16 protein-coding genes and 1 tRNA gene are annotated in these 16,507 nt (G+C 71.8%); 5 read left to right on the forward strand and 12 right to left on the reverse strand.

Annotated elements, in window-relative coordinates:
- The first annotated feature begins 59 nt into the window (after window positions 1-59).
- Together ABEA24_RS05490 and ABEA24_RS05495 are read left to right on the forward strand one after the other, a co-directional pair.
- Window positions 60-1,145, forward strand: a complete 1,086-nt coding sequence (locus ABEA24_RS05490) for an adenosine deaminase (protein ID WP_345429509.1) — start codon at window positions 60-62, stop codon at window positions 1,143-1,145.
- Window positions 1,127-1,759, forward strand: a complete 633-nt coding sequence (locus tag ABEA24_RS05495) for a PH domain-containing protein (RefSeq protein WP_345429510.1) — start codon at window positions 1,127-1,129, stop codon at window positions 1,757-1,759. Before ABEA24_RS05490 ends, ABEA24_RS05495 begins: the two co-directional genes overlap by 19 nt.
- A 26-nt stretch (window positions 1,760-1,785) precedes the next feature.
- On the opposite strand, the gene ABEA24_RS05500 is transcribed toward ABEA24_RS05495, so the two are convergent.
- The 3 genes from ABEA24_RS05500 to ABEA24_RS05510 form a co-directional block, all read right to left on the reverse strand.
- Window positions 1,786-1,947 (reverse strand): hypothetical protein, encoded by a 162-nt coding sequence (locus ABEA24_RS05500; RefSeq protein WP_345429511.1) that lies wholly within the window; start codon window positions 1,945-1,947, stop codon window positions 1,786-1,788.
- Between the two features lie 204 nt (window positions 1,948-2,151).
- Window positions 2,152-3,549 carry an RNA-guided endonuclease InsQ/TnpB family protein gene (locus ABEA24_RS05505; RefSeq protein ID WP_345429512.1) on the reverse strand — a complete coding sequence of 466 codons (1,398 nt, stop codon included), beginning with the start codon at window positions 3,547-3,549 and terminating at the stop codon, window positions 2,152-2,154.
- Between the two features lie 214 nt (window positions 3,550-3,763).
- Window positions 3,764-3,949, reverse strand: coding sequence for a hypothetical protein (locus ABEA24_RS05510; RefSeq protein ID WP_345429513.1), 186 nt, complete (start codon window positions 3,947-3,949; stop codon window positions 3,764-3,766).
- A 34-nt stretch (window positions 3,950-3,983) separates the two neighbouring features.
- On the opposite strand from ABEA24_RS05510, the gene ABEA24_RS05515 reads away from it, so the two are divergent.
- On the forward strand, window positions 3,984-4,946 hold the full coding sequence (locus ABEA24_RS05515; protein ID WP_345429514.1) for an NAD(P)H-dependent flavin oxidoreductase: 963 nt from the start codon (window positions 3,984-3,986) through the stop codon (window positions 4,944-4,946).
- Between the two features lie 367 nt (window positions 4,947-5,313).
- On the opposite strand, the gene ABEA24_RS05520 is transcribed toward ABEA24_RS05515, so the two are convergent.
- The 6 genes from ABEA24_RS05520 to ABEA24_RS05545 form a co-directional block, all read right to left on the reverse strand.
- Window positions 5,314-5,386 (reverse strand) — tRNA-Gly (locus tag ABEA24_RS05520).
- A 30-nt stretch (window positions 5,387-5,416) separates the two neighbouring features.
- Complete coding sequence (locus tag ABEA24_RS05525) at window positions 5,417-6,058, reverse strand: response regulator (RefSeq protein ID WP_345429515.1); 642 nt, start codon at window positions 6,056-6,058, stop codon at window positions 5,417-5,419.
- Window positions 6,059-6,110: 52 nt separating this feature from the next.
- On the reverse strand, window positions 6,111-7,382 hold the full coding sequence (locus ABEA24_RS05530) for a sensor histidine kinase (RefSeq protein ID WP_345429516.1): 1,272 nt from the start codon (window positions 7,380-7,382) through the stop codon (window positions 6,111-6,113).
- 92 nt (window positions 7,383-7,474) lie between these two features.
- A complete protein-coding gene (locus ABEA24_RS05535; protein ID WP_345429517.1) occupies window positions 7,475-9,124 on the reverse strand; it encodes a phospho-sugar mutase in 1,650 nt (549 codons plus the stop codon).
- Window positions 9,125-9,173: 49 nt separating this feature from the next.
- Complete coding sequence (locus ABEA24_RS05540) at window positions 9,174-9,974, reverse strand: purine-nucleoside phosphorylase (protein WP_345429518.1); 801 nt, start codon at window positions 9,972-9,974, stop codon at window positions 9,174-9,176.
- A 139-nt stretch (window positions 9,975-10,113) separates the two neighbouring features.
- The gene (locus ABEA24_RS05545; protein ID WP_345429519.1) at window positions 10,114-10,566 is read right to left on the reverse strand and encodes a gamma-glutamylcyclotransferase family protein; all 453 of its coding nucleotides are present in this window, start codon (window positions 10,564-10,566) and stop codon (window positions 10,114-10,116) included.
- Window positions 10,567-10,636: 70 nt separating this feature from the next.
- Here ABEA24_RS05545 and ABEA24_RS05550 point away from each other — a divergent pair, with 70 nt between their 5' ends.
- Window positions 10,637-12,022 carry an NAD(P)H-quinone dehydrogenase gene (locus tag ABEA24_RS05550; protein ID WP_345429520.1) on the forward strand — a complete coding sequence of 462 codons (1,386 nt, stop codon included), beginning with the start codon at window positions 10,637-10,639 and terminating at the stop codon, window positions 12,020-12,022.
- 295 nt (window positions 12,023-12,317) lie between these two features.
- Entirely contained in the window at window positions 12,318-13,646 is a 1,329-nt protein-coding gene (locus ABEA24_RS05555) for an aminopeptidase P family protein (protein ID WP_345429521.1), read from the forward strand.
- Here ABEA24_RS05555 and ABEA24_RS05560 read toward each other — a convergent pair whose 3' ends face one another.
- From ABEA24_RS05560 to trpB, 3 genes are read right to left on the reverse strand one after another with little or no spacing between them, the layout of a single operon-like run.
- A complete protein-coding gene (locus tag ABEA24_RS05560; protein ID WP_345429522.1) occupies window positions 13,647-14,399 on the reverse strand; it encodes a GntR family transcriptional regulator in 753 nt (250 codons plus the stop codon). It lies immediately after the preceding gene.
- Between the two features lie 16 nt (window positions 14,400-14,415).
- On the reverse strand, window positions 14,416-15,219 hold the full coding sequence (gene trpA / locus ABEA24_RS05565) for a tryptophan synthase subunit alpha (protein ID WP_345429523.1): 804 nt from the start codon (window positions 15,217-15,219) through the stop codon (window positions 14,416-14,418).
- Complete coding sequence (gene trpB, locus ABEA24_RS05570) at window positions 15,216-16,433, reverse strand: tryptophan synthase subunit beta (RefSeq protein ID WP_425551142.1); 1,218 nt, start codon at window positions 16,431-16,433, stop codon at window positions 15,216-15,218. The genes trpA and trpB overlap by 4 nt, the downstream gene beginning before the upstream one ends.
- Window positions 16,434-16,507 lie beyond the last annotated feature (74 nt).

Consider the following 16,507-nt stretch of genomic DNA (forward strand, 5'->3'; position numbering starts at 1 on the left):
GCCGCGCCGAGGGGCCCGTACGGCGATGGGAGGGGCGTACGGCGGGTAATGTGCGAGGCGTGACGAACCGCCCTGTGCTCGACGACATCCGGCGGGCCCCCAAGGTGCTCCTCCACGATCACCTCGACGGCGGCCTGCGGCCGGAGACCATCGTGGACCTCGCCCGCGAGACGGGCTACGACGCGCTCCCCACGACCGACCCGGGCGCTCTGCGCACGTGGTTCGCCGAGGCGTCCGACTCCGGCTCGCTGGAGCGCTACCTGGAGACGTTCGACCACACGGTCGGCGTCATGCAGACCGCCGAGGCCCTCACCCGCGTCGCGTACGAGTGCGCCGAGGACCTGGCCAAGGACGGCATCGTCTACGCCGAGGTCCGCTACGCGCCCGAGCAGCACACCCGCAACGGCCTGACGCTGAACCAGGTCGTCGAGGCGGTGCTGAAGGGGTTCGCCGACGGCGGCCGGGACCACGGCATCCGGGTCGGCACGCTGCTCACCGCGATGCGGCACCAGGCCCGCAGCATGGAGATCGCCGAGCTGGCCGTCCGCTACCGCGACGAGGGCGTGGTCGGCTTCGACATCGCCGGCGCGGAGGCGGGATATCCCCCGACCCGGCACCTCGACGCGTTCGAGTACCTCCAGCGGGAGAACGCCCACTTCACGATCCACGCGGGCGAGGCGTTCGGCCTGCCGTCCATCTGGCAGGCCATCCAGTGGTGCGGCGCCGACCGGCTCGGCCACGGCGTGCGCATCATCGACGACATCGCCGAACGCGACGCGGAGAGCCCCCGGCTCGGGCGGCTCGCGGCGTACGTCCGGGACAAGCGGATTCCGCTGGAGATGTGCCCCAGCTCCAACGTCCAGACCGGCGCGGCCAAGTCCATCGCCGAGCACCCCATCGGGCTGCTCCGCCGTCTGTACTTCCGGGTGACCGTCAACACCGACAACCGGCTGATGAGCGGCACGTCGCTGTCGGAGGAGTTCGCCAAGCTCGTCGAGGCGTTCGACTACGGCTGGGACGACCTGCAGTGGTTCACGGTCAACGCCATGAAGTCCGCCTTCATCGGCTTCGACGAGCGCCTCGAGCTGATCAACGGCGTCATCAAGCCGGGGTTCGCGCAGCTGAAGTGGCGATCGCACCCGTGACCGCCGCCGTGTTCCCGAAGACCCCCGCGGGTGCGAAGGTGTTCCGGCCGCCGGCCGCGCGTTTCTTCGGCTGGGCCTGGATGGTCTTCGCCGCCGCGAACCTCGTCGACATCATCTGGCGGGGCGACGACGCCGCCTCGCTGATCGCCGCGACGGTCATGATCGTCGGCTGCGGCCTCGCGTACGTCATCGCGCTCCGGCCCCGCATCGTCGCCGACGACGAGGCCGTCCGCCTCCACAACCTGATCCGCGACGTGCGGGTGCCGTGGGGCGCGGTCGAGCGGATCGAGGGCGGTGACGGCGTGTACGTCCACGCCGGTGAGCGGCGGTTCCGGGCGTTCGTCCTCCAGGTCTCCCCGCGTAACCGCATGCGCCTCGAGGCCAAGGCCCGCCGCGAGGAGCGGAAGCTGCCCGACAAGGTCGCGGAGTACGTCAAGGGACGAACCCAGACGGACTACGCGGTCGAGCAGCTCGGCGAGATGGCCGAAGAGCGCTCCCGCCGATCCGGCCAGGACGGGACCGAGCCGGCCGTGACATGGGCCTGGCCCGCCATCACCGCCCTGGCCCTGCCCGGCCTGGCCTTCGTCGTCGCCGTCGTCATCGCCCTGGTCTGACGCCGGGCCCTGCGTCGAGAGGCCGCTCAGCGGGTCACCGCCTCCACCGCCGGCATCCGGATCGCCCGCCGGGCGGCGGTCAGACCGGTGCCGAGGGTCAGCGCCGCGGCGATGACGACGACGCCCAGGTACGTCCCGGTGCCCACGTCCGGCAGTGCCCGTCCCGTCCGGGCGATGCTGTAGGGCACGATCGTGAACAGGGACCGTCCCGGACGGTCGCAGCCGATCGTCGAGCCCCCTCTTCGTAAGGATCTCGCGCGCGTACCGGCCGTCCGCCTTCCGGCCGGTCAGCCGCAGCGGAAGCGTCACGTTCTGCAGTACGCCGGGGTGGGAAGCGGGTTGAATTGTTGAACGACGAAGCCGATCCGCCGCATGTGCGCCGCTCGATGGGCTTAGTGCCGTGTCAACCAACGTTCGTCGCGGTGTGACCGTGTTGGTTGATCCTCGCCAGGGGCGAGCGACTCCCCACCGGGTGGTGGGGCGGGCCGCGGCCGGCCAACGGACCCTGCGATGGCGCCGTGATGGGGGCGTCGTCTCGGATCACGCCGGGCTGGTCCGGTACCGGGGAGGTGCCGTCCGGCTCGACGGTGCGTGATCACCACCGGGAACTTGTTGGTGGTGGTGATGGTGCCGCCCGGTGCGCGCCGGGCGATGTTGGCACCACCGACCAGGTCGCGGTGCCCAGTAAAACCACAACGCATGCAGGTGAAGCGGCGGCCGGTGGGTTTGGGTACCCGTCGCCCGCAGGCCGGACAGGTCGAGGACGTGCCGCGCTCATCGACCAGTACGACGCGGATCCCGGCCTGTTCGGCTTTGTCCTTGAGGCAGCGGAGCAGGTAGTCGACCCGCCAGTCGTTGATGCGTTTGTTGTGCAGCCGCCCGGCCTTGATCTCCAGCACGCCGCGCGGGTCACCGACCACGAGCGTCCCGATCCGGCGTTGCACGGCCCAGTCGACGACGGTCTTGGCGGCCTCGTGCTGGGCCTGCTTGACTCGGCGTTTGTGCCGGGCTTCGAGTTTGCGCTGGCGGGCCCGGTATTTACGCCATCTGCGCGACCCAACCTGGCCCGGCTTCGGAGCTCTGGTGGCCATCGTCCGGCGGCGGTGTTTGGTGTCTTTGAGGTGCAGATGTGTTTCGGCGCGGATCGCCCGCCCCGACACCACCAGTCCCTCACCGTCCGGACCGGACGCCGCGAACGGATGGATCACCCCCGGATCCACGCCCGCCACCCGGTCACGGTCGGGTTCAGTGCCGGGCGCGTAGGTGGCGATGGGGACTTCGGCGGTCACCTCGACGAACAACCGGCCGCCCTCGTTGAGCAGGGTGACCGACCGCACCTGCTCCACCGGGTAGGGCACCTCTCGGTCCAGGCGCACCCACAATGGCGCGCACCCCCGGCTGACCGGGAGTCGTAACCGCTGCCCATCGAGGGTGAAGGTGCCGTGGTAGTACCGGACCGGCATCAACCGGCGTTTGCGGCGGGGGAATCGGGCCGAGACATCGCCGCTCTTGCGGTTTTTGGCGGCGGCGAACCATGCGTCGCTGTAGCGGCGAAGCACCGACCGCGCCCCTTGAGCGTCCAGCTCACCGAAGGTGCCCGGACCGGCGGCCGACAATTCCCGGCACAACGCCTGGTATGACACCACGGCAGGCAGGCCGCGCTGTCGCCGCCACCGGTTCATGTCCAAGACACAGGCCCATACGTCCCCGGCCGAGACCAGCAGCCCGAAACACCGCTTCCGTTGGGCGGGCGTGAGGCGCAGGCCGACCCGGGCGGTGCGTAGCACCACCCGGAGAGCATCCGGATCAACACGTCGAGGCACGAGGCGATTACAGCAGGTGCCTACGACAAACCAGCGACCGTCGGCGACACCGCACGTTTCCTCGTCCGGATCAGGTGATCGCCAACATCCCGTTAACCGACCCAACGATTCTGGACACGGCATTAGCAGGCCAAGAGGGGTGTGCCTGAGGACACCATCCGTCCCGGCCGGACCGCCCCCCTTACTCGCGGCCCTTGCTCTCCCAGTTCTCCGTGACACGGGTCTTCTCGGCCTCGATGAGGGGACGGACGACGTCCTCGACCGTCCGGTGGGAGATCTCGGCGAACGCCCAGACCCACTCGACGAGCTCGGCGGGCAGTTCGAGGGTCAACCGGCGCGTGCCGGAGTCCGAACGAGACCCGGTCATGAGAGGTCTCCTTCCAAAGAGAATGATGACGGTCATGGCATTGTCGACGGCATTCACGGAGTTGTCCGGTGTGCAGCACCCGATCGCGCTGGCGCCGATGGGCGGGTCGGCCGGCGGCGCGCTGGCGGCGGCCGTGTCCAACGGCGGAGGGCTCGGGTTGCTGGGCGCCGGCAGCGGGGATCGGGACTGGCTGGCCCGCGAGTTGCCCATCGTCGCGGAGGGCACCGGGAAGCCGTGGGGTGTCGGGTTCCAGACCTGGGCGATCGATGTCGGCGCGGTCGAGCGGGCGCTGGAGTACGACCCCAGGGCGGTGATGTTGTCCTTCGGCGACCCGAGCCCGTTCACCGAGCGCATCCGCGCGGCCGGCGCGCTACTGATCATCCAGGTCACCGATCTGGAGGAGGCCAGGCAGGCCGTGGACCTGGGCGCCGACGTCATCGTGGCCCAGGGGACCGAAGGCGGTGGACACGGCGCCCGGCGTGGGCGGTCCACGCTTCCGTTCGTACCCGTCGTGGTGGATCTGGCGGCGCCGGTGCCGGTGCTGGCGGCCGGCGGGATCGCCGACGGGCGCGGTGTGGCCGCGGCCCTGGCACTGGGTGCCGCCGGGGCCCTCCTCGGCACCCGCTTCCAGGCCACGGCCGAGGCCCTCGTCGACCCGTCGATCGCCAAGGCGATCATCGAGGGACGCGGGGAGGACACCGAGCGCAACAGGGTCCTTGATATCGCTCGAAGCTCACGGTGGCCTTCGAAGTACACCGCCCGCACCCTCGGCCACCCCTACCTCGACCGATGGCGAGGCAGAGAGGCGGAACTCGCCGCCGACCCTCAGGCCAAACAGGCCTATCAGGATGACGTGGCCCGCGGCGATCTACTCCCACTGCCGGTCTGGGCCGGCGAGGCCGTCGATCTCATCACCGACCTGCCATCCGCGGCCGACCTCGTCAGCGCTCTCGCCGCCCAGGCCGAGGACGCACTTTCCCGAGCGGGCAGACACTGACGCAACGGCTTCGCCAGAAACGGCCAAGCCATTGTGGGAGGGCGCGCCAGGCCCGGGTCGCACAGGCACCAGGAGACGACGAAGCCGTGGTGGGAGGGGTACGCGGACCGACGTAGCCCGGCGTCAGGAGTTCCAGGGAGCCGTCCCCTTGGACGGACACCGGGAGCCAGCGAAGCCGTTGTGGGAGGGTGCACGGGTTCCAGGGCTCGCCCCCTTGGACGGACGCCAGGGGATGGCGAAGCCGTTGTGGAGGGGTGCGCGGGGGCCGGGCGCAGCCCGGCACCGGGGGTTCCAGGGGGTCGTCCCCCTGGACAGATACCCGAAAACGGCGAAGCCGCCCCAAAGGGGCGGCGAGCACGATGATCCGAGCGGACGACGGGATTCGAACCCGCGACCCTCACCTTGGCAAGGTGATGCTCTACCAACTGAGCCACGTCCGCGTGACCCCTTAAGAGTACCGGATCCGGGGACTAGAGGAGTCCGGCGTCGTGGGCGAGGAGGGCGACCTGGACGCGGTTGTTGAGTTCGAGCTTGGCCAGGAGGCGGGAGACGTGGGCCTTGACGGTGGCGACGCTCATGTAGAGCTCGGAGCTGATCTCGGCGTTCGACTTGCCCTGGCCGATGGCGATGACGACCTCGCGTTCGCGGTCGCTGAGGCGAGCGAGGCGTTCCTCGGCGGGGTTGTGGCGGGTATGGGCGACGTGGGCGATCAGGCGCCGGGTGACGCTGGGGGAGAGGATCGGTTCGCCGGCGGCGACGCGCCGGATCGCGTTGATGATCTCGCCCGGCGGGGTGTCCTTGAGCAGGAATCCGGCGGCGCCCGCCCGGAGGGCGCGCAGGACGTGCTCGTCGGCGTCGAACGTGGTCAGGATGATGATCTCGGGAGCGCCGCCGCGAGTGCGGAGGGCCTCGGTCGCGGCGAGACCGTCCACGCGGGGCATCCGGATGTCCATGAGGACGACGTCCGGCGCATGCTCGGCGACGAGCGCGGCGACCTCGGAGCCGTCGCCGGCCTCCGCGACGATCCGCAGATCGTCGGCTCCGGCCAGCATCATCGACAGGCCCGCACGGACCAATGCGTCATCGTCGACGATCAGCACGCGAATGGTCACGGGGACACAGTAATAGGGCTCGCCGCCGGGCGGTGTGACGGATGGACCAGGATCAGGCGTTCACGTCGGATGCGTTCGCTCGGGCCGCCTCGCCGCGCCAGGGCAGCGATGTCCGGACGCGGAACTCCCCGTCCGGCGTCGGGCCGTGTTCGAGCCGACCGCCGGACAGCATGGCGCGTTCGGCCAGCCCGATCAGCCCCGTGCCCGAGCCCGGGATCCCCGACGCGGCGTTCACGAGCGGGTTGCGCACCTCGATCGTGAGCTCGGAGCCCGCAGACCCGTCGACGACCACGCTCACCGTGGCGTTCGGGGCGTGCTTGCGGGCGTTCGTGAGCGCCTCCTGGACGGTGCGGTAGGCGCTGCGGCCGATGCCGGTGGGCACGGCGCCCAGGTCGTGCAGCCGGTTCTCGTACCGCACCGTCATGCCGGCGCGCCGCGACTCGTCGATGAGCGTGGGCAGGTCGGCGATGTTCGGCTGGGGGCGTTCCGGGGTGTCCTCCGCCTCGTCCTCACGGAGCACGCCGATCACCTCGCGCAGGTCCTGCAGAGCCTGGTGCGCGCTGGCCCGGATCACGCCCGCCGCCTTCGCGATCTCCTCCGGGGGAGCGCCGGGCCGGAACTCCAGCGCGCCCGCGTGCACGCTCAGCAGGGAGATGCGGTGGGCGAGCACGTCGTGCATCTCCCGGGCGATCCGCGCGCGCTCCTGGTGCCGGGCCTGCTTCACGCGGAGCTGCTGCTCGGACTCGGCCCGTAGGGCGCGATCGCGCAGGGACAGGATGAGCTGCCGTCGGGCGCGGACGAACATCCCCCAGGCGACGATCGCCGCGCTGATGATGACGCTGTATACCGCCCCGCTCCCGACCTCGGCCCAGTAGGACTTCTTCGGGTCGGGGAACGTGGCTGCGTACACCAGGCCGGTGGCCAGATTCACCATCGCGACCAGTGCCACCGTGCGGAAACGCCGGTGCACGGCGACCGTGAACAGGGCGATGCACCCCGCCCCGGCGACCGTCGCGGAGACGCTGCTCAGCAGGCTCAGGGTGATCGCGAGCTCGACCGGCCGGCGCCGGCGTATCCACAGGGCGAGGCAGCCCAGCGCGCCGATGGTCACGTCAAGGAGCCTTGGCGGGTGACCGGGCGGGGGCGATCCCTGGGAGGTGAGGACCAACATGAGCGCCCCGAACAGCACTGCCAGGACGAAGCAGGCGACGTCCACCGCCCAATCGCGGCCCGACCGCCGGATTCGCTCCGTCGGTTCAGGTGCGAGGAGGAGGGCGGGCAGGAGGGACGGGTGGTCGGGGCGGGACACCGCCATACCGCTCATGGACGTCAACGGTAGGTTCTCGCAGGGCGGACCGGCATCGGCCGAAAGTCGACGCCGATGCGACCTCGGTCGGCAGCGGCCGGACCGACGGGTCACAGTCCGAGGACGCCCGCCAGGTCGGCGCGGAGTGCCGCCAGTGCCGTGTCGGCCCTCGTACGGGCGTCGGCGACCGAAGCGGTCACCGGTTCGACGACCTCGAGGTAGCACTTGAGCTTCGGCTCGGTGCCGGACGGGCGGACGACGACGCGGCCGCCCTCGGACAGCCGGAAGCGCAGGCCGTCCGTCGGCGGCAGACCGCCCAGCCCGGCGGACAGGTCGTCCAGCGCCGTGACCGTACGGCCGCCGAGGCGGTCCGGGGGCGTCGCGCGCAGCCGGGCCATGGCGTCCGCGATGAGCGACAGGTCGGCGACGCGTACCGACAGCTGGGAGGTCGCGTGCAGGCCGTACCGGCGCGCCTGGTCGTCGAGGAGGTCGATGAGCGTCCGGCCCTCTACCTTCGCCTCGGCCGCCAGCGCGGCGACGGCGAGCGCCGCGCCGATGCCGTCCTTGTCGCGCACGGGTACGCCGTCGTCCCCGCCGACGCAGTGGCCCAGGGCCTCCTCGTAGCCGTACACCAGACGGTCGCGGGCGGTGCCCGCCTTCATGATCCACTTGAACCCGGTCAGCGACTCGGCGTAGCGGACGCCGTGCGCCGCCGCGATCTTGCCGAGCAGTGACGAGGACACGATCGTCGTGACGACGAGCCGGTCGGCGCCGCCGGTGTGCCGCAGGACGTGCTCGGCCAGCAGCCCGCCGACCTCGTCCCCGGTCAGCATCCGCCCGCCGACGGCCACGGCGCAGCGGTCGGCGTCCGGGTCGTTCGCGATCACCAGGTCGTGGCCCTTGCCCAGGTCGAGGGCCAGGTCCATCGCGCCGGGCTCCTCCGGGTTGGGGAAGGCCACGGTCGGGAAGTCCGGGTCGGGCCGTTCCTGTTCGGCGACGACGTCCGGGACCGGGAAGCCGCTCCACTCGAACGCGCGGCGCAGCACCTCCCCGCCCACCCCGTGCAGCGGCGTGTACGCGACGGACACGTCCCGCGCGGAGCCCAGCGGCAGCCGTGCCAGCGACCGCAGGTAGGCGTCGACGATCTTCTCGTCGAGGACGTTCCAGTCCGCTCCGCGCGGCAGCTCGTCGACCCGTCCCACGGCGTCGATCGCGCGGGAGATCTCCGAGTCGAGCGGCGGGATGATCTGGGCGCCGTCGCCCCAGTAGACCTTGTAGCCGTTGTCCCGCGGCGGGTTGTGGCTGGCGGTCACCATGACGCCGGCGTCGGCGCCCAGGTGACGGACGGCGTACGCGAGGACCGGCGTCGGCAGCGGCCGCGGCATCAGGTGCACCGTGAGACCCGCCCCGGCGAGCACGGCCGCGGAGTCCTCGGCGAACGTGTCGGACTTGTGCCGCGCGTCGTACCCGATCACGACGGAGCCGCCGTTGTCGGCCCGCTCGAACCGCTCCGCCGCCTCGTCGGAGGTCAGGACGGCGGCGAGGCCGGCGGCGGCCCGCATCACCGTCACCCGATTCATCCGGTTGGGTCCGGCGCCGAGCTCTCCGCGCAGACCCGCCGTGCCGAACTCCAGCTTCGCCCCGAACCGTTCGGCCAGCGCCGCCTCGTCGCCCAGCAGCGCCCGCAGCTCCGCCCGGGTCTCCGGGTCGGGGTCCTGGTCCAGCCATTCCGCGGCCTGCCGCCGGTAACCGTCGCTCACGTGTCCGTCCCGTCCACTCCGCCCCGGCCGGGGCGCTCGCCTCGTACGCCTACAGGGCCCGGAGGGCCTTGCCCAGGAGTGCGCCCATCCGCTCGGCGGCGGCCCGCCCGGCGGCCAGCACCTCGAGGTGGTCCAGGGGCTCGCCGGTCAGCCCGGCGGCGATGTTCGTCACCAGGGAGATGCCCAGCACGTCGGCGCCGCCCTCCCGGGCCGCGATCGTCTCCAGGACCGTGGACATGCCGACCAGGTCCGCGCCGAGCGTGCGCAGCATCCGGATCTCCGCCGGCGTCTCGTACGACGGGCCGGGCAGCGCGGCGTAGACGCCCTCGGCCAGCGACGGGTCGATGTCCTTGACGAGGGACCGCAGGGCCGGGGAGTACGCCTCCGTCAGGTCGACGAAGGTCGGCCCGGTGATCGGGTTGTGGCCGGTGAGGTTCAGGTGGTCGGAGATCAGCACCGGGTCGCCGACCTTCTGCCACTCCGGGCGGGTGCCGCCCGCGGCGTTGGTGAGCACGACCGTCTTGACGCCGGCGGCCAGCGCGGTGCGGACGCCGTGCACGACCGGCTGTACGCCCCGGCCCTCGTACAGGTGGGTGCGGCCGAGGAAGACCAGCGCGCGCTTGGTCCCCACCTCGACGACGCGGATCGCGCCCGCGTGGCCGGGCACGCCGGGTTCGGCGAAGCCGGGGAGTTCGGTCACGGGGATCTCGTCGGCGGGCGCGCCGAGGGCGTCGGCCGCCGGAACCCAGCCGGACCCCATGACGAGGGCGACGTCGAAGGAGTCGGCGGTGAGGCGTCGTTTCAGGACGTCGGCCGCTGATCGGGCCAGCTCGTAGGCGTCATTGCTCACAAGCGCCCAGATTACCCACGTCGCGTACCGGTCAGTCGCGGGGCGACGTGCACGGACGAAAGCGCAGGCCGCTTCAGCCGCGGGGCGACGTGCACCGAGAGAAGCGCGGGCCCTTTCAAACGCCGATTCAGCCGCCGATTCAGTCGCCGAGCGACTTGCACGGGCGCGTGCGCAGGTCCTTGACGTAGTCGTCGGGTCCCCCGGCCTTCTCCGCGGCGTCCGCGAGGATGCCGAGATACCGCGCGGACGGCAGGCCTCCCTCGTAGGCGTCGAGAACGTAGAGCCAGGCGAGGACGTCGCCGTCGAGGGTGGCGATCCGCACGCGGGTCTTGCGGTAGACGCTGAGGGCGGCCCCTTCCCACTCGTCGAGCGCCTGCTCGTCGCAGTCCGGAACGTCGTACAGCACGACGAAGACGTGCTCGTCCGCGTCCTCGACCACGGTGGCGAGGGCGCCTTCGAAGCCGACGTTCTCGCCGCCGAAGGTCAACCGCCAGCCCTTCAGCCAGCCGGTGGTGCGCAGGGGCGAGTGCGGTGCCCGCTGCGCCATCTGTGCGGGATCCATGTTGGAGGCGTACGCCGCGTACAAGGCCACGGTCGCCCAGCGTACGGGCTGCGGGGACGCGACGGCGCGTCAACCCCGGGAGTGCGGGAGAATGACCGATATGACACGCGTAGCCATCATCGGAGGCGGCCCCGGCGGCTACGAATCCGCCCTGGTCGCGGCACAACTCGGCGCCGACGTCACGCTGATCGAGCGGGACGGGCCCGGCGGGGCCTGCGTCCTGACGGACTGCGTGCCGTCCAAAACCCTCATCGCGACCTCGACCCGGATGGCGGTCCTGTCGGAGTCGGCGTCCCTCGGCGTGCGGTTCTCCGGCGGCGGCGACGGCGAGGTCGGCGGACCGGAGGTCGACCTCCCGCTCGTGAACAAACGGGTCAAGGAGCTGGCCTGGGCCCAGTCCGCCGACATCGAGCAGCGGGTCGCGGACGAGGGCGTGCGGATCATCCGCGGCGAGGCCCGCCTCGTCGACCCGCAGATCGTGGCGGTCGGCGACGAGCGGATCCACGCCGACGTCGTGCTCGTCGCCACGGGCGCGACACCGCGCGTGCTGCCCGGCGCGGAGCCCGACGGCGAGCGCATCCTCAACTGGCGTCAGCTGTACGACCTGCCGGAACTGCCGGAGGACCTGATCGTGGTCGGGTCGGGCGTCACCGGCGCCGAGTTCGCCAACGCGTACCTCGCGCTCGGCTCGCGTGTCACGCTCGTGTCCTCCCGCGACCACGTCCTGCCCAACGAGGACGAGGACGCCGCGCGGGTGCTGGAGGAGGTCTTCCAGCGGCGCGGCATGAACCTCCTGGCCCGTTCCCGGGCAGCGGGGGTGAAGCGCGTCGGCGACAGCGTCGAGGTGACGCTCACCGACGGCCGTACGGTCAGCGGCTCCCACTGCCTCATGACGGTCGGCATGGAGCCGAACACCCGGGGGCTCGGCCTGGAAGAGGCCGGCGTACGACTGGACGACTGCGGGTTCATCCAGGTCGACAAGGTCTCCCGCACGTCCGCGCCGCACGTGTACGCCGCGGGGGACTGCACCGGCGTGCTGATGCTCGCCTCGGTCGCCGCCATGCAGGGCCGCATCGCGATGTGGCACGCCCTCGGCGAGGCCGTCCAGCCGCTCAAGCTCGGCTGGGTGGCGGCCAACATCTTCACCGATCCGGAGGTCGCCACGGTCGGCGTCTCCCAGGCGCAGATCGACTCCGGTGAGGTCCCGGCCCGCATCGTGAAGCTGCCGCTGGCCACCAACCCGCGCGCGAAGATGCAGGGCTTCCTCGACGGCTTCGTGAAGCTGTTCTGCCGGCCGGCGACCGGCATCGTGCTCGGCGGCGTCATCGTCGCGCCCCGGGCGAGCGAGCTGATCCTCGGCCTGTCGATGGCGGTGCAGCAGCACCTGACCGTCGACCAGGTCGCGCACACCTTCGCGGTCTACCCGTCCGTGTCCGGCAGCATCACCGAGGCCGCCCGCCGCCTCATGCAGGAATCGGCCTACTGAGCGGTCCGATCGGGGACGGTCCCGTCGTCGGAGCGCACCTCCACCTGCGCCGCGCGGAACCGTCCGGCGAGTGCGCCGACGATGGCGTCACCGGGCCGGGTTCGGGCAAAGTTTTCGGAATCCGTCGAGTTGCGCGATAAATTCCTTTGCCCTCTCTTGGCAGCTGCCTTCCAGCGCCTTATGGTTCAGTGCAATGCCACATCGTACTGGAGTGCTCGATGGTATTTGGGCAGCTCAGAGCGCATGCGAAAAAGCGAGCGGGAGATGGTCCGCGAGACAGGAGGAGGAATCACCAGTGAGTGAGGGCAGGCCCCCGAAGCTGAAGGACATCCCCGCGTTCGTCGAGTACATGGACACGGGCTGGGACACCCCCGACCGCACCCCGCACGTCGTCCCCGGCGCCGCCGAGGCCGCCGCCGCCCACCGGGACCGTCTCGCCGCCGCCCTCCCCGGCCGGACCATCGCGCTGGCCGCCGGTGAGGCTCCCACCCGCAGCAACGACACGACGTACGACTTCCGCCCGAACAGCGACTTCTACTGGGTGACGGGCTGCTCCATCGAGAACGCCGTCGTGGTGCTCCACGGCGCCGACGCCACCCTCTACGTACCGCCGCCCGCCTATCCCGGCGAGCCGGGTTTCTGGACCGACGCCAGGCACGGCGAACTCTGGGTCGGATCCGCGCCGGGTCCGGACGACTGGGCGCGGGTACTCGGCATCGACGTCCTGCCCCTCTCGGAACTCTCCGAGGAGGTGACCGTCGATGAGGAGGTCGGCCGGACACTGGCCGAGCTGCGCATGTTCAAGGACCCGTGGGAGATCGGTCAGCTGCGCGAGGCGGTGGATCGCACCGTCGAGGGCTTCGCGGCGGTCGTCCGGGAGATCCCGGCCGCGATCGCCGGGCCGGGAGAGCGGTGGCTGCAGGGCACTTTCGACCGGTACGCCCGTGCGTACGGCAACGGCCCCGGCTACGCCACGATCGTCGGAAGCGGCAAGCACGCGCCCACCCTGCACTGGGTACGCTGCGACGGCCCCGTACTCCCGGACGAACTGGTCCTGCTCGACATGGGCGTCGAGGTCCGCAGTCACTACACCGCCGACGTCACCCGTACGTTCCCCGCCTCCGGCCGGTTCTCCGCCGCCCAGCGGCAGGTCCACGACCTGGTCGAGAAGGCCCACCGGGCGGGGATGGCGGCGGTGGCGCCGGGCCGCCGGTTCTCCGACTTCCACCACGCGGCCATGGAGGTGATCGCGCACGGCCTGGCCGACTGGGGACTGCTGCCGGTCTCCGTGGACGAGGCGCTGTCCGACACGGGCCAGCACCACCGCCGCTACCTGGTGTGCGGCATCGGCCATCACCTGGGCCTGGACGTGCACGACTGCCATCGGGCCAGTGAGGATGCCTACCAGGGTGCCGTCATGGCGCCCGACATGGTGCTCACCGTCGAACCCGGCCTGTACTTCCACGCCCACGATCGAACCGTGCCACCGGAGCTGCGGGGGATCGGCGTACGGCTCGAGGACGACCTGCTGGTCGTACCCGACGGCGCGGAGGTCCTGTCCGAGGCTCTTCCCCTGGACGCCGACGGCCTGGAGAAGTGGATGGCGCGTCAAGCCGCCACCTGATCACTGACCTGTCGCTCCCCAGGTGAGCGACAGGCCGGTCGCGGCCCGCTCGGTGCCGATCTCCATCATGCTGCCGAGGATGGTGGCGCGGTCGTCGACGATGGCGGTGCCGTCGAGCGTGTAGGTGATCCGGTCGCTGGTGAAGACCGGGCTGCCCACCGGCTCCTTCAGGTGCTCCGAGAGGGCGGCGTCGAGCAGGCCGGGGCGGATCGACTCCGAGGCGCGCGCCACGGCGACGCCGGCGTCGGCGAGGGCGCCGTACAGGGAGACGCCGGTGAAGTCCCGGTCACGGACCTGCTCGGCGTACGGCTGCCGGACCCAGGAGACCTGGTGGATCGCCGGACGTCCGGCGAACTCCCGGAGCCGCTCCAGCCGGAGCGCGGTCTCCCCGGGACGGCTGCGCAGCCGCGCGGCGACCCGGGCCGGCGCCCGGCGCACGGACCGGCCGAGCACGACGGTGCGCACCTCGTGGCCCTGCTCCCGCAGATCGTCGGCGAAACTCCGGAGCGAGCCGAGCGCCAGGTGCGGCGGCGCGACGAACGTGCCCCGGCCCGGCCGCTGAACGATCAGCCCCTCGTCGCTGAGCCGGCGCAGCGCCTGGCGGAGCGTCATGAGGGTGACCCCGTACGAGGCGCTCAGCTCGCGCTGCGGCGGGAGCGCCTCGCCGGGGGCGTAGTGGCCTGCCTTGATCTTCGCGGCGAGGTCGGCGGCGATGGTGCGGTACCTCGCCTCGTGGCCGGTGTCGCGGGCCATCTGCCTCCTCCGCGGTTCAGATCTCCTTGTCGAGCGCTCGGCGAATACTAGCCAGGAAGGCGCCGACGGGGCGCGGGCCGGACCCGTCGAGCACCTGCCGCATCAGCGCCGCGCCGATGACGACGCCGTCGGCGCCGCGGCCGGCCGCCACCGCCTGTTCCGGAGTGGAGATGCCGAACCCGAGGAGAACCGGGCGGTCCGTGCTCCGCTTGATCCGTTCGGCCAGTGCCGTCGCCGACTCGGCGAGGGCGGCCCGCTCGCCGGTCGTGCCCATCAGCGAGACGGCGTAGACGAACCCGCGGCTGCGCCGGCCGATCTCCGCCAGGCGGGGTTCCGGGGTCGCCGGGGAGGCCAGCAGTGCCAGGTCGACGCCCGCGGCGGCCGCGACGTCCGTCAGCTCGCCGGCCTCGTCCAGCGGCAGGTCCGGCACGATCAGCCCGGTGATCCCGGCCTGCCGCAGCGCCGCGCAGAACGCCTCCGGCCCGTCCCGCAGGACCAGGTTGTAGTACGTGCTGGCGACCAGGGGCACGGCCGGTTCGCCCAGGCCGGCGACGTCGGCGAGGATCCGGCGCACCGTCGCCCCGCGCGCCAGCGCCGCGTTCGACGCCTCCTGGATGGTGACGCCGTCGAGGGTGGGATCGGAGAACGGCAGCCCGACCTCGATCGCGTCGGCGCCGGCCTCGGCGTACGCCCGCAGGTGGTCGGTCCAGTCCGGGGTGATCCCTCCGGTCAGATACGGCATGAGCAGCGTACGGCCGTCGTCGCGGCGGCTCCGCAGGTGCGTTTCCAGCGTCCCCGCGGTCATCGTCGGGCCGGTCATTTCATGACCTCCATCAGCGTCGAGATGTCCTTGTCGCCGCGCCCGGACAGCGTGAGCAGGACCGTCGCACCGGGTGGCAGCTCACCCTCGCCCGCGGCGCGGATCACCCAGGCGACGGCGTGCGCGGACTCGAGCGCGGGAACGATCCCCTCCGTACGCGCGAGCCGCACCGCCGCGTCGACCACCTCCTCGTCGGTGACCGTGACGTACCGGGCCCGGCCCAGGTCGCGCAGGTGGGCGTGCTCCGGGCCGACCCCCGGGTAGTCCAGCCCGGCGGCGATGGAGTGCGCCTCGGTGATCTGGCCGTCGTCGTCCTGCAGGAACCGTGAGCGGAAGCCGTGCAGCACGCCGATCCGGCCGTGGGTCGCGCCGGAGCCGCCCTCGGCCTCGACCCCGACGAGCCGGGCCGGGCCGTCGGCGAAGCCGGCGAAGGTGCCCGCGGCGTTGGACCCTCCTCCGACACAGGCCACGACGTAGTCCGGCGCGCCGACGGCGAGCTCGGCGGCGCACTGCCCGCGCGCCTCGTCGCCGATGACCCGCTGGAACTCCCGGACCATCCACGGGTACGGGTGGGGCCCGACGACGGACCCCATGCAGTAGTGGGAGTCCTCGAGCGCGCCGACCCAGTGGCGCATCGCCTCGCTGGTGGCGTCCTTGAGCGTCCGGCTGCCCGTCGTCACCGGGATCACCTCGGCGCCGAGCAGGCGCATCCGGAAGACGTTCAGCGCCTGCCGCTCGATGTCGCGTTCGCCCATGAAGACGGTGGCCCGCAGGCCGAGCAGGGCGGCGGCGGTCGCGGTGGCCACCCCGTGCTGCCCGGCGCCTGTCTCGGCGATCAGCCGGGTCCGGCCCATCCGGGCGGCGAGCAGCGCCTGCCCCATCACATTGTTGATCTTGTGTGAGCCGGTGTGGGCCAGGTCCTCGCGTTTGAGCAGGAGGTCGATGCCCAGCTCGGCGGAGAGCCGCCGGGCCCGGGTCAGCGGCGTCGGGCGGCCGACGTGCTCGGTCAGCAGCGCCGCGAGGGCCGCGCGGAAGGCCGGGTCGGCCCACGCCGCGCGGAATGCCTCCTCGACCTGCCCGCACGCCGCCACCAGCGACTCCGGAACGTACCGTCCGCCGTGGTCGCCGAACCTGCCGCGCGGCCCCGGATCGCTCATCGTCGCGGGCCGCGCCACCGCCTCCCGCGGCGTTTGCGGCCGTACGTCCGTCACCATGCCAGCCCTCCTCATGAGTTATATATCTCCCTGCAATAGTTCTATAACTCTGACACAGGATGTGGCGGACGCGC

Source organism: Actinoallomurus vinaceus (genome assembly GCF_039542055.1).
In the GTDB taxonomy this organism is placed as follows: domain Bacteria; phylum Actinomycetota; class Actinomycetes; order Streptosporangiales; family Streptosporangiaceae; genus Actinoallomurus; species Actinoallomurus vinaceus.